Raw genomic sequence first — 12,508 nt, forward strand, 5'->3', positions numbered from 1 at the left:
CAGCATTACCGCCGCCCGGAAAAAATCCAAACCGTTGTCGGCTTGTCACAGCCTGTGCCTGCGGATGTAATAGTAGAAGAGGTGGCAGGCATCCGCCGCATTGTCATCCACCGGGACAATACCGTATCTGTCCTTGCAGGCCGCGACCATCTGCGTCTTGGTGGCGTGTCCGTCTCCCGTCGCCCATTTCTTGAGGACAGCCGGGTTGACGAACTCCGGTTCCGGGATATCCAGTTCATCGCACACTTCGAGCAGGATACCCCTGAGTTCCGAGAGCCGCCGCATGTCGTAGAAATGGCGGTTCACGCTCACATCCTCGGCCACGACGCGGCGGATGCCGTAACGACGGAGCAGCGAGAGCAGCGTAGTCCTGAAAGCGCCGTGCATCTTGTTGCCGTTGCGCCGTTTGCTTTCGGTGAAGTTCCATGTCCCGGCCTCATGCAGGGAGAAGTATCCGGTATGCGTGGCGATGTCCAGCGCCAGTACCTGCTCCCGGGTCAGTACGCTATTCTCCGAGTCTCGATTCGCCATTCTCTTTCACGATTACCAGTTTATGCGGATAGCCTTCAGCCACATTCCCGTGCGAGACTACCAGCACGGTACCGCCGAGCGAGTTCAGCGCCTCGAACATGGAGGCCAGCCCCGCTTCATCGACCGCCTCGAGTATCTCGTCCAGCACGAGCAGATCCAGTCCCTTGTCCCCGTCGCAGTTGCTGTTCACGAGTTTCTGCATGGCAAGGATGGTCGCCAAATTCACACGGGCGGCTTCGCCTGCCGAAAACTTGCCGAACGAGCCGCAGTCCATGCCGTCGCGCAGCAGTGAGATGGAGATTTTCTCCCTTACCTTACCACTCTTGAGGACGGTATACCCGTCGAAGCGGATACGGATGTCGCTGCCGATGTCTTGCAGGAACTCGTTGGTGATACGGCTGAGCGCCTCGATTTTCGTGTTGGCCAGATAGGTCTTGAACTGCACGAACCGTTCCCGCTGTATCTCCAGGGCACGGACCCGGGCATCGACGGCCGTCTTGCGCCCTGCCGCCTCGTTGGACTTCCCGCGCGTTTCACGGAGAGTGTCCTTGAGCGATTGTATGAGGTCGGGTGAAGCCGCCTCATCCAGCTCCCGGATCGTGGCCTGCAAAGTGTCGATGGCGCAGGCCGCAGCCTGTATATCTTCCTTGCCTACCCGTATGCCGCGGTTCAGTGCGGCATTGCGCTCGTCTATGAATCCGAACACCTCGTCGAATACCTTGCGGCGGACACCTTCGATTTCACTTTGCAGGGCGGTAATTTCGGAAGCGATGCGTTTATGCCCGCTTTCCACCTCTTCCACGTGGCGGGTGGCATTCCTGATGGCCCGTTCGTGCCCGGCCAGCTGCTCCTCCCATCCGGTGCGTCTGCCTTCCAATATCCGGCGCTCATGGTTCAGCCGGTTCTGCTGCAACTCCACGGCATCCGTCTCCTCCTGCTTCTCATCGATACGGCCGTTGATTTCCGTGAGCTGCCGTTGACGGAGCTTCAGTTCCTTCATGCCGGCCTCGATGTCGAACTGTGGTTCTGCCACCAGAAACTCATGCCCGCAGAAAGGACAGGTGATGGAGCCGGCCAGTTTGTTCGAGAGGCCGTCAATACCGGCAGAAACGATACGCCGTTTATGACGCAGTTCCTCGATGCTGCCGGACAGGTCGCGCAGACGGATGTCGATTTCCCGCAGTCTCTCCGCAGTCGTATCGGACTGATCCCTGTATGCCTCACAGAATGCGGCATACTCCTTCTTGAACTGTTCCCAGCCGTCAGTCCTGTTTTTCAGTTCCTGTTCCGCCTGCTTCAAGACGGCATCGCAATCCTTCAGCCGCTCTGTGGCGGTCTGTAACCGTCCTTTCTTTTCGGCAATGACCTTGTCCCAGTCCGTCTGCCGGGCATCGGGAAAGAGGGACATCATTTCCGCTATCTTTTCCAGACATGCTTCCAATGCGGTATCTCCGGCTTCCAGTTCCTGCAAAGCCTCGTCCGCCCGCTGCACTCCGGCAAGCTGTTCCTCAAGCCTGTCCACGTTCTCGTGCCCGGTACGGATCTGCTCCCTCTTGGCCGCTATGGCCGTTTCCAGTCCCATGATACGTTCCACACGGGTACGCCCCCGCTCGGCTCCGGCTTCCTCCTCCTTGCGTATCTGCTCCTGTAACATCCCGATACGCCCGTCCAACCCGGCCAGTTCCAGTTCCACCTGCCGTTTCTTTTCAGAGAGCGGCACGATGTCTTCCTCCACTTTGGCGATGGCTTCATCCACCAGGATACCGTTGGAAAAGCGGTTGATGACCTCTTTCTTCTCCTTGTCCGATGACGAGAGGAAATCCTCATACCGGTATTTGGAAAGGATGAAATTGTTGAGCAGCTCGTCGCGTGTGATACCCAGTTTGTCAAGAATATACCGGTTATAGGCATCCACCGAAGGCTGTACCGCTTCATCGGTTACCACCTGCTTGCCGCCACGGTAAAGCGTACAGCTGACAGAGGAAGCCCCCTTGCGCGGGATACGGCGGTTGACGAGCAGTTCCTCGGCGGCGGAATCGTTGATGAAACGCAAAGCGATACGGCATTCTTCCGCTGCATCGTTGATAATCTCCTCCGAGCGTATCTTTCTAAGCGGGCTGCCCGTGATACCCACGGCAATGCATTCCAACAGGGCAGACTTGCCGGCCCCGTTCGACTGCTGGGACTCATTGTCCCGGTTATCGCCGAAAATCAATGTCGTCACGCCTTGCCGCAGCATGTAGGACAGCGAACGGAAGGCGCAGAGATTTTCGGCTTCTATCGTCTTTAATTTCCACATGATCTGTTTTCTATTCTAGATAAATACTCCAATCCCATCGACACATCCTCGATCTGTTTCTCCCGGCAGAAGTCCTCGTAGGTTTCCCGGATGCGGCGGCTGTCGAATTTCTCGAAGAGCGAAGAGGATACCGCCTCCGGCAGCTGCTCGTCATCGGCAACCAGTTCTACCTTCGCCGCTCCGGCTTCCAGCAAGGCGGCTTTGTCCACCGATTTCATCGCGGCGGCAGGTGCATGGACACGCACCTTGACCTTGTAGCGACCATCGGCCTCCATTTCACGCAGCTCGTCCATCAGGTGCAACCCGGCACGTTCCGCCGGCATATCCATGACACGGTACCGCATGTTCACGCGGTTCTTGACAAACTCGTACGTGCCGTCCGTATACAGCACCGTGTATCCTTTCTCCTCGTCCTCCCCGAAGTTATGCTGGCGCGAGGAACCGATATATTCGATTCCCGTCCCCGGAATGACGGTACGGTTGTGGTAATGGCCGACAAAGACCTTGTCGAAAGGAGAGAATATCCTGGCAGGCAGTTCCTTTTCCGAAGGCTGTGCCAATGCCCCGTTGATACCCTCATGGATGTAGAGGAAGTGCTCCGGTTCTCCGGAAAGCGCTTCCGCAGCCAATCGTCCGAGCCTTTCGGCAAAAGAGCCGTCTTCCGGAAAATAGCTCATTACATGGAGCGCGAACTTCCATTCCGGGCGGCACAGGGTCAGGTACTCATCCACGACAGTCACATTCGGATGCCGGTCGAAGACATGACAATATCCGCGCAGGGATTCCTGGTTCACCTTGTCGTGGTTCCCTTCCGCCAGCGTGACATGAATGTCATGGTCCGCGGCGGATACAAGCATATCCCTGACGGCCAGCAGGACATCGAGTGTCTGGGCGGCACGGGAAAAGAACAGGTCTCCTCCGACAACCACTTCCCGGATATCCCGTTCCCTGCAAATTCCCATGGCCTCCTGCCAGTTGGCCTGGAATGCAGGGATGTTGTCTTTCGAGATGTGGATGTCATTCAATAACAAAAGGCAGGGTTTGTTCTCTTTCATACTAAGTGATTGTGATTAGGACGGGAGGCCCGGATGCCTCCCGTCGGATTAGAATTCAAGAACTTGTGAAAGGCTTATCTGCGGTGGCGGGGACGCCCGGCACGCTCTTCCGTTTCCTCCGGCTGCTCTTCTTCCTCCCCGGGGACATCCTCCGGTTCGTCACTGGGCTTCGGACCCTCCATCTCGCTTTCGATCAGGTCGAGTAGTTCCCGGTTGCTCGTGGAGCGTGTGACACGCACGGAGAGCCCTTCCTGCTCGATGTAGCCGCGGATCATCGCACGCAGCTCCTGGCCTTCCTCGGTCTTCTCACCGAGTTCCTGCCGCTGAAGCTCGTCATAACGTTCGAAAAGGTCGTCCAGCGAGATGCCTCCGCCTTCACGCCCGTTTTCTCTGTTATCTTTCGTACGGCGGTCGAACGAGAACGCGGATATATCCTCCTTGGGCAGTTCACCGTCCAGCGTGTCGATGACCGTCTTCATTTCATCCGTCTCCATGAGCGACATGCCGTAGATACCGTCGCACTGTTTGAGGAACTCGACGGTGGCTCCCAGATGATAACGGGTGTAGCGGTAGATGATTTCCGGGATACGCGGCGCACCCATCAGGGCGGTCAGCTCCTCCTTGGTCAACGGTACCGGTTCCGATTCGTTGTCAATGGAAATGACATACTCGGTCTTGGCTCCGTTCTTGCGCTTTTCAATCTCCACCGGATAGGCGTCATACACCGAGGAAATCGGGCACGGGTAAGACGGATTCTTGGCCAGTTTCTTGCTCCACAGCTTGAACTTCCTCTCATCCAGATCCTTGAACTGGGCATGGGAAAGGGTCATCATCTGCACGCCTTTGGCTCGTTCACCCAGGTCGAATACATAGAGACAGTGGCCGTAACTGTATTTCAGACCGCCTCCGAACGAGCCCCCGGCAATCTTTTCCGCCAGTTTGTCGTCCCCGTCCTCTTTTGCGGCTTCGACGGCCATGCGGCGGTAAGTCTCGATGGGATCAACGCTATATCCGGCATCGGTAGCGCGGGTGACAGTGACATACATCTTCTGGGGCTTGTTCCCCGTAGCGGGTTTCTCCAGCTCCAGAAGCAGCTGGTGGACGGGATACTCATAGCCCGGACGTGTCGGCGAGCCGTCCGGATTGGGAGCGATGGGCAGGATACGGAGACGGTAAGTCCCGAACTTGTCCATGCGGAAGAACTCCGTACGGGCGAACGCCCTGTTCTCCTCCTGGGCACGCAACTGTGCCTCCTGATAAGATTCCTGAACGCCGAGGAACATTTCCTCGACAGACATGCCTTCCATGCCGTTGTTCTTTTCTTCTTCTTGCATAAACGCTTTGTTTTATGGATTTAAAAATGCCCGAAGAATGCGACACGGTATACCCGCATCGCAAAGAAACTGGTAACAGGACGGACGGGTTCGGTTGCACCGTCCGCGTTCAACTGATAAAATTGGGAGAGGATGTCTCGCTGACCGTATCCCGAAAGAGGATACTCATTTGACAATATGGAAAGGTCTTGCAGCGACCGTGGAATACAAAATTAGGCAAATTACCCGGAACAGCCATACATGTACATGAATGTTTCTCACCGGCATTGTCCTTCAGCGCATTACCGTTTCATTTTAAGAATGCTTTTAATCTCTCCGAGCAGTCTGTCGCCGCCCGGCGCGTTCCGCGCTTCGGCAAGCAGCCTCCTGCGGTTCCGGCGGATATACTCTTCTCTCTTGCGGCGGCATATGCCTTCATAGTAGGCTTTGCGCTCCGGCGTGAGCCGTTTCCCGCGCCGGCAATAGACCCCGTCCCGGCGGTACTCGTCCAGGTAGCGGCGGAACTTCGCCTTGCCGCAGGAAGGGTCTTTCGATGCCTCCGCCACCGACCGTATGACCTGCCAGTCCGGCTCGAAGGGCTGCTGCGTGGCGCATAACCTGCGGAGCAGATGATAGACTACCGGCATCTCATACCGGAGCATGAAGCCTATCCGTGTCTCGTCGAAAGGAAAGCGCTTAAGCGTCCCCTGCGGTCTTCCGTCTTCTCGCTTTCGGGGCTTCTGCTGCCGGGGAGACGGTTTCTTCTGCGGCTGCCGCCTGATTTTCTTCTGTTTCATGATGTTGCGGTTGAATGGTTTGCTGTACGGTTTCACGGACGGGAACGTTCCTGCGCTCCGCAATCCTCCGGCGGCTTTCAATATCGCCGTTTACATTGAGTTTATGTTTCATGACTATACAAAATAGGTGAAGTTGAGTTCTACATTGACATTGTACATACCGCGCTCGTAAAGCTGTATCCTGCGCGAACCGCCGTAGATGGTGAACGAGGAGCCCCGGTTGTACTTGTGGTCATCGTTCCAGTCAGCGGCGCTGCAGCGCACGCTGTATCTCGGGGGCTGTATCTTGTTCGGGATGACGGCAACGATGCCGCCCCAGTTGCTGCCGTCCCTGCGTGCGGTATTGATATACCCCTGTATGGACACGATATTCCCGATCTGGCGGATAAACAGCCCCTGGGTATCTGTTCCCGAGCCGCTGTTCTCCATGTGCATCCATCCCGTATCCGCCAGCAGGGGCTGGTATTCTTCCGCATAGGCGGCTCCGATAGCGCGGCAGGCCTGCCGTTTCGCCTCCGCTGTCGGCAAGGACAGGTCGGAAAGTTTGCCGTCCTTGCGCAGGTAGTCCTTGACGATTTCGTCTTTGGACAGCACGTCCAACTTGTTCCGCAGGAGCTGCCGGGCTTCCATGGGGGATTTTCCTTGCCCGGTCAAAAAGTCGATGTAATCCTGGAACAGGTTTTCAAGCGCGGCGAAGCGGGCGTCCGCCCCGGCCTTGGTATACAGGTTCAGGTTGGTGGCGATGGTATCCTTTTCGGAAGCGTTGTAGCCGCCCATCAGCCGCTCCGCCTTTTTCTTGAGTTCCCTGACAACCTGCGAGGTCATCACGTATCCCTCGACCTGCGCGTGCGAAATGCCGCCTTCATCTATGTAGGCGAACGAACCGGTCTTGATTTCCAGCAGTTTGTCCCTGAGTTCGGGTGTGAAGACAATGCCCTCGTAAGCGGAGTCAGTCCCGAGCTTGCCGTCCATCATCCGGTCTATCTCGGCCGTGGAATAGACTTCGAGGTTCTTGCGTGCCTTGCCCTTGTCCGGAAGGTCGGACAGGTTCGAGGTCTTGGCCAGTTTCAGCTCCCCGGTACCTTTCTTTTCGGCATCGAGGGTATCCCTGACGGCCGCCTGCCGCTTTGCTTTCAGTTCGGCGGCTTCCTCTGCCGTCAGCCCGCTGATCTCGTCCGCCGTCAGGCGCACCAGCTCCTTCAATCCTTCGGAGATTTCCAGAAATACCTCCCCGGCTTCCGCTTTGGAATAGACATCGATATTCTTCCGGGCGGCAGCCTTGTCCATGACATCGGAAAGGTTCCCGTCGGCGGAGAGTTTCATTTTCAAAGCCGCCGCGACGGTTCCCGATGTGACATAACCTTCGCCGCCCTCCGTCAGTTCTCCGGTAGTGATAGCCGCCAGTTTCTTCCTGTATTCGGTCGTGAAGTCTTCGGTAGAGAGCTGTTTGCCTTCTACCACATCCACTTTCTTTCCCATCGCCTCCGTAAAGGCCCTGACGGTCACATAGGTGTCGGACACGGATTTTCCGTTGATTTTAAGCGTACCGAGCACATCCACCGCTCCCAAAGGGGCAAGCACGATGTCGCCCAGAGCGTTCCTCAGCGCAAAACGGAAACTGTCAGCGGTGTCGAAGCCGACGGTGGCGAGCAGCGCGGCGGCACTGTCGCGCCAGGTAATCAGGTTTGTCAGCCTGGCATTGTCTTTCGTATAGGCGGTATTCTGAATATCGATACCCCGTCCGGTGCTTTGCAGGGAGAGCAGTCCGCCGACCTGCAGGGTGGCGGTACGCCCGATGACTTTCAAAACAGGTGTGGTGCAGGCTTTTCCGTCATGCACGGCAAAGTCACGGTATTTTGTTCCGCCGCCCTCCGTGCCGTGGTAATTGATACGGATACAACCCTCATCCGTCACATCCGAGGTGTTATAGATGTCGTATCCCTTGATGCGGACAGCCCCGATCCGGGCGTTTTCATTCAGCGAAGTACCGCAGGATATGCCGTCTTCCGTAACCCTGGCCAGTTCCTTGCCTTGTTTCATGAAACTGAACGTGCCGTCCGTCCGGATGACAATCTCGTTGACAAGCAGACCGTGCAGGTAGGCACCGATGGCGGCATGGCCGTCCGCCTTGACGATGCCTTTGAGCATGTAGCCGTTCCCGCCGCTGACGGAGACGGCGGTCTTGGAGCTGATTTCTTTCTGCCCGGTGAACGTTCCGGCCAGCACCAGATCCTTCTTGACGGTCTGCCGGGCAAAAGGTGTATCGAGCAGGACAGCATAGCGGCCGAAGAACTTGTCGATGAACCGGGGTGCATAGCTCTCCGTCACCTCGATGGCCGCCGGCAGTTTGTCAGTAACCGGATCGACCGTATCCGGGACAGCCTTGGCTCCGGCACAGAGATAACAGGTACGCCCGCGCTTGTTGACCTCATTGGCGTAGACCACCGATTCATGCCGGTTGATTTCGTATATATAATAGGGATAGACAGCATCGGCGCAGCCGTCGAAACGGCGTACCTTTCCGCCGAGCCAGACATAACCCGGGGAGACGCGGGGACCCTCGATCTCGCATCCGGAGATGATGAAGTCCGAGCAGCCGTCAAAAACGGCACTCATGCTGAGAGCCAGTTCCTGCAAGTTCAGGATATCGTCCGAGTAGGTATACCGTCCGCCGGTTTCCGCAATATATTCTTTCATTGTCCTGTATTCTTATTGGGGGTGTATTCGTCTTCGTCGATCTTGATCAGGTAGGTCTTGCCTGCTGTCTTATAGGTGTTCACCACATAGGAAAGCATATAGACCAGTTCCCGCGGAGGTATGGTGACGGGCGGGACGCAGACCATGAAGCTGACCTTGTTGATCAGCTTCTCTTCCGCCAGCAGGTAGAACGGACGGGGGCGTTCCGCCTCATTGTCCGTTGTAACCTGTTCCCCGTTGTACCATACGGTGAAAGGACGCTGGTATTCCGCCCCTTCGTGGTACAGGTCCACACCGACACTCGTGCTGTCCTTGATGAAGATGCGGTCCTTGCCGTCCTTGATGTATTTACCGAACCGGTAGTTCAGGAACCACTCGAAATAGATGACCTGTGAGGTCATGCGCGCCTCGATGTGCCGTTCCCTCGTGAAACTGCGGAACCACTCGTTGGTGCGTTGCAGCGGGTAGAGGCAGCTCTGCACGAACAGGATGAATTTCCGTCCCGACAGATAGTGCGGGACAAGGCGGTTTACGGTGCGGTCTATGGATAACTTATACCTCATGGTTTTCTATTTTCAGGATGATGGCCTCACGGAAGTTGGGCAGGCCGGCCTCCTCGTCCTTGCCGGATGATTCTTTCAGGTATCCCGATGCGGTATGGGTCATGCGGGCGACACGCTGCGGGGGCCGGATATGGCCGTCGGTATCGTGGCTGGCTATGAAGATTCCCTGTTCGGGTACCGCATTCTCGTCAATATGGACATCGGTCACATGTTCCGCACGACGTACGGCATCCGTCAGACGGGAGACATAGACGGCGGCATCGAAGTCGATTTCCATCATATAGGCGTTCAGCTGCTCCTCGATGGCGTCATATACCTCGGATTCAGGTACGGCCCCGTCATGGAAGACCGTCAGGCGCGGTATCAGCACATCGCCCTTGGTGGAGATGACCTCCACCCGTGTTCCGGCAAACTTCAACTTGCCGATATAGGCATTGATGGGTACCAGGTCTTCAGGCGGTATGGCGGAAAGGTTGCCTTTCGTGCCGGTAGCTACTTTCAGGATCAGCTTGCTGTCCAGGTTCCGGTCATCGGTACTCTCCACATACGATACCTGTGTGATGATGCGTTTGGTTTCGTCGACATTCGGATAGCCGAACGCCAGCCCGTCTTCCCGCACCGTCAGTTCGTCTCCCTGCTGGTACTGCAGCAGGGCGTTGGCATAATAGGCAGGCGTACCGTTGATACGCCCGTTGATGGCTTCGGAAATATCCACCGCGAAGACATCCAGCAGGGTCTCGAAACTGTATATGGCTGCCGCCACTACCCACAGGATGCCGTTCATGACGGACAGTTTGGAGTCGCTGGCAAACTCTGCCAGCTCCAGCCTCCGGTTGCGTTCCGCAACGGCCTCGTTGTATATTTCCTTGATCGTACGGCTCATTCCACTGTATAGGTTATATCGTCGATAATGAATTTCCACGCGCCACCCTCATTCCAGGCCTCCTCGTGCAGGATGACCCATACGGCTTCCATGCCCGAGGCGATACGGTAGCGCCCCGTTTCGGTATCCCGGTCCGGCTCCCGATAGGTTCCCGTCGGGGCTGTAGGTAAAATGACCGTGCAATTCCGTCGGTCGCCGTAATGTTCCACAAGGGTTGTCAGGTAATGATCTATGACTGTCGGTTTCAGTCGGGCGGCGGAGAGGTCGAGTGTCATCAGTTCCCGGCATTCGGCAAGCGGTGCAAGATCGGCCAACGCGCAATTCGACAGGTTCAGGCTGTAGGTTCCGGAAAGCAGCCGCAGGCTCTCCAAGGAGAGTGTGGCGTGCGTGAGCGTCAGCTCCTCCACCGGCAGTGTCTGCACCAGTACCAACGACCGCGGTTTGAGCCCGCTCCAGTCGATACTCCGGAAGCAGGCATCGGTAAACCAACGGATACGACGCCTGTCCCTGACTTTGTTGTCGAAGGTATGGGTGAGCAGCTGCGGCGTGTCCGCGAGGAGGACGGTCTCGGTGTCGCTGTTGTCGCCCCAGTCGATTTCCAGCTGTCCCGCACCGGAAACGGCACACTGCACGGTGATGATCCCGGCAGCGAGCGTGAGGACGACAGCAAGCGGCAAGGTGAACGTTTTGGGATAGACATGCCGTTCACCGTTAGCGGGGACGATGCCGTGCAACCCGTTATAGGCGACTACATCGGCGCGGATAACGAAATCGTCCGTGTAGACAAGTTCCCGGCCGGCAGTCAATGTCGTGGCGAAGGAGAGATCGGGGTTGTTGATGAGCAAATCCACGACTCCCTCGATGCTGCCGTACAGGTACAGGGCCACATCGTAGATATTCTGTCCGGCTACGACCCTGTACTTACCCATCGTTCTCCTCCTTTTCCTCGGTTTCTAAAAGCAGCTCTCCCGTGGCAGAATCCATATAGGCATTCTTGATGACGACCTTGTCCGACAGGAATTCCGACTGCAGTTTGGCGGCAAGACCGTTGTTTTCCAGACTCGAATGCAGGTAGTCGACGAGGCCGACACCTGTCGTAGAATGTTGGTAGAGATTTCCGGCTGAAGCTTTCAGCAGAAACGTCTCGTTCTGGGCTTTGGCGGCTCCTATTTCGAAGTCGGTCTCTGAGCCGCTGTACACGGCAAGGTAACCGTCCCGTGACAGCAGGTTGTAGACTCCCTTCTCATTGAGGGAGAAAAATGCGGCCAGGGCGATATCGGCCGTGCCGGCTTCCGTCTCCACCACGACGGGAAACCAATGTTTGCCCGTCGCAGGATTTCTCAGGTACTCCGTGCCGCCCGAACCGCTTTCCATAACCAGACGGACCGTCAGGCGGCGCATGTCGGGCGTATAGGGAATCCTGACATGGAACCCTTTGCCGTCGTTATACGTGTACACGAAGCCGACGGGGACGGTAATCTCTCCGTAGCGGAAGGTGTCGTTGTCCGCACCCGCGACGGCATCGAGCAGGCGGAAGTCGTAGAAACTCTTGCCGGCGATATTGCCGGAAGTCTCCACCTCACCGTATTCGGCGTCCATTGTTATGTCCTGTCTTGCCATGAACGATACTTCAACAAAAAGCCCGACCATACATCAGAGTACGACCGGGCACTCTTTTCAAAAGAGTAGCGGCAGAAAGAAAGGATGGTTTACTTCTCCTGAATGAAATCGTAGATGCGCGACACGGTAGCCCACATATCGTCCGGAAGCTCCTCGTCCGAGATGCGTTCGCAGGCTTTCCGGAGATACTCCATCTCGTCCCCCGAGAACTCCACGGCAAGCGGTTTCTCCTTCTCCACATCCCATTCGATGCGCTTGTCCTCGGCATTCTCGTGAAGACCGATGGCTTTGCGCTCCTCGTCCGGAATGGCGATCTTGCGCAGAATCTCTTTTTTGAGGTTGAAGTCCTTGAAGTTGCCCCGTGCCGGCAAAAAGGACGGCAGGTAAAGGCGGTCTTTGACTGACAGTTCCATATTATTTATGCATTTTGTACGTTACTCTTTTTTATTTCGTCGATCATGGTATCGAAATCATGAAACAGGGGTGCAAGCGGCTCTCCCATAGGAATGTTGCATGAAATAACGCCTTGTTCCATGTAGATGATACCTATCTGCGGAGCGTTCCCCGAGCCATCCGTATCCTTCTTGCGGATGGAGGCGTGGACGCGGGTCAGCGCGTCATTGACGATGGAATATTCCAACTGGTAGTCGGCATTCTCCGTGCTCTCTTCGGCAACCTTGGTTACCGTTACGTTGGTGATGTTCATAATTCGCTTCTGTTTTTATTAAGTGTAGGGATATTCCCAGCAGA

Annotated in this window: 14 protein-coding genes; 1 reads left to right on the plus strand and 13 read right to left on the minus strand. The window is 56.4% G+C overall.

The genetic code is table 11. The annotated features are described in order from the left end of the window. Positions 1-45 precede the first annotated feature (45 nt). The 4 genes from HMPREF9448_RS00870 to HMPREF9448_RS00885 all read right to left on the minus strand — a co-directional run bounded on the left by HMPREF9448_RS00870 (position 46) and on the right by HMPREF9448_RS00885 (position 5,219). Complete coding sequence (locus tag HMPREF9448_RS00870; RefSeq protein ID WP_004293563.1) at positions 46-531, minus strand: crossover junction endodeoxyribonuclease RuvC; 486 nt, start codon at positions 529-531, stop codon at positions 46-48. Beyond that, positions 506-2,830, minus strand: a complete 2,325-nt coding sequence (locus HMPREF9448_RS00875; RefSeq protein WP_004293564.1) for a hypothetical protein — start codon at positions 2,828-2,830, stop codon at positions 506-508. The genes HMPREF9448_RS00870 and HMPREF9448_RS00875 overlap by 26 nt, the downstream gene beginning before the upstream one ends. Next, entirely contained in the window at positions 2,818-3,885 is a 1,068-nt protein-coding gene (locus HMPREF9448_RS00880; protein WP_004293565.1) for a metallophosphoesterase family protein, read from the minus strand. Before HMPREF9448_RS00880 ends, HMPREF9448_RS00875 begins: the two co-directional genes overlap by 13 nt. Before the next feature lie 74 nt (positions 3,886-3,959). Further along, on the minus strand, positions 3,960-5,219 hold the full coding sequence (locus HMPREF9448_RS00885; RefSeq protein ID WP_004293566.1) for a hypothetical protein: 1,260 nt from the start codon (positions 5,217-5,219) through the stop codon (positions 3,960-3,962). A gap of 14 nt (positions 5,220-5,233) precedes the next feature. Here HMPREF9448_RS00885 and HMPREF9448_RS14680 point away from each other — a divergent pair, with 14 nt between their 5' ends. After that, positions 5,234-5,392: a hypothetical protein gene (locus HMPREF9448_RS14680; protein ID WP_008672739.1), complete on the plus strand. Its 159-nt coding sequence runs from the start codon at positions 5,234-5,236 to the stop codon at positions 5,390-5,392. Between the two features lie 108 nt (positions 5,393-5,500). Here the strand turns inward: HMPREF9448_RS14680 and HMPREF9448_RS14750 are convergent, their stop codons facing one another. The 9 genes from HMPREF9448_RS14750 to HMPREF9448_RS00925 all read right to left on the minus strand — a co-directional run bounded on the left by HMPREF9448_RS14750 (position 5,501) and on the right by HMPREF9448_RS00925 (position 12,464). Beyond that, positions 5,501-5,845, minus strand: coding sequence for a hypothetical protein (locus HMPREF9448_RS14750; RefSeq protein WP_229031372.1), 345 nt, complete (start codon positions 5,843-5,845; stop codon positions 5,501-5,503). Between the two features lie 49 nt (positions 5,846-5,894). After that, on the minus strand, positions 5,895-6,107 hold the full coding sequence (locus tag HMPREF9448_RS14755; RefSeq protein WP_191835317.1) for a hypothetical protein: 213 nt from the start codon (positions 6,105-6,107) through the stop codon (positions 5,895-5,897). Positions 6,108-6,109: 2 nt separating this feature from the next. Further along, on the minus strand, positions 6,110-8,692 hold the full coding sequence (locus HMPREF9448_RS00895) for a hypothetical protein (protein WP_004293569.1): 2,583 nt from the start codon (positions 8,690-8,692) through the stop codon (positions 6,110-6,112). Next, positions 8,689-9,255: a hypothetical protein gene (locus HMPREF9448_RS00900; RefSeq protein ID WP_008860779.1), complete on the minus strand. Its 567-nt coding sequence runs from the start codon at positions 9,253-9,255 to the stop codon at positions 8,689-8,691. The genes HMPREF9448_RS00895 and HMPREF9448_RS00900 overlap by 4 nt, the downstream gene beginning before the upstream one ends. Continuing rightward, the gene (locus tag HMPREF9448_RS00905) at positions 9,245-10,138 is read right to left on the minus strand and encodes a hypothetical protein (RefSeq protein WP_008860780.1); all 894 of its coding nucleotides are present in this window, start codon (positions 10,136-10,138) and stop codon (positions 9,245-9,247) included. The genes HMPREF9448_RS00900 and HMPREF9448_RS00905 overlap by 11 nt, the downstream gene beginning before the upstream one ends. Further along, complete coding sequence (locus HMPREF9448_RS00910; protein ID WP_004293575.1) at positions 10,135-11,067, minus strand: hypothetical protein; 933 nt, start codon at positions 11,065-11,067, stop codon at positions 10,135-10,137. Before HMPREF9448_RS00910 ends, HMPREF9448_RS00905 begins: the two co-directional genes overlap by 4 nt. Then, complete coding sequence (locus HMPREF9448_RS00915) at positions 11,060-11,737, minus strand: hypothetical protein (protein ID WP_008860781.1); 678 nt, start codon at positions 11,735-11,737, stop codon at positions 11,060-11,062. The genes HMPREF9448_RS00910 and HMPREF9448_RS00915 overlap by 8 nt, the downstream gene beginning before the upstream one ends. Before the next feature lie 110 nt (positions 11,738-11,847). Then, entirely contained in the window at positions 11,848-12,171 is a 324-nt protein-coding gene (locus HMPREF9448_RS00920) for a hypothetical protein (RefSeq protein ID WP_004293577.1), read from the minus strand. A gap of 5 nt (positions 12,172-12,176) precedes the next feature. Further along, entirely contained in the window at positions 12,177-12,464 is a 288-nt protein-coding gene (locus HMPREF9448_RS00925; RefSeq protein WP_004293578.1) for a hypothetical protein, read from the minus strand. Between the last annotated feature and the right edge of the window lie 44 nt (positions 12,465-12,508).

Source organism: Barnesiella intestinihominis YIT 11860 (genome assembly GCF_000296465.1).
In the GTDB taxonomy this organism is placed as follows: Bacteria; Bacteroidota; Bacteroidia; order Bacteroidales; family Barnesiellaceae; genus Barnesiella; species Barnesiella intestinihominis.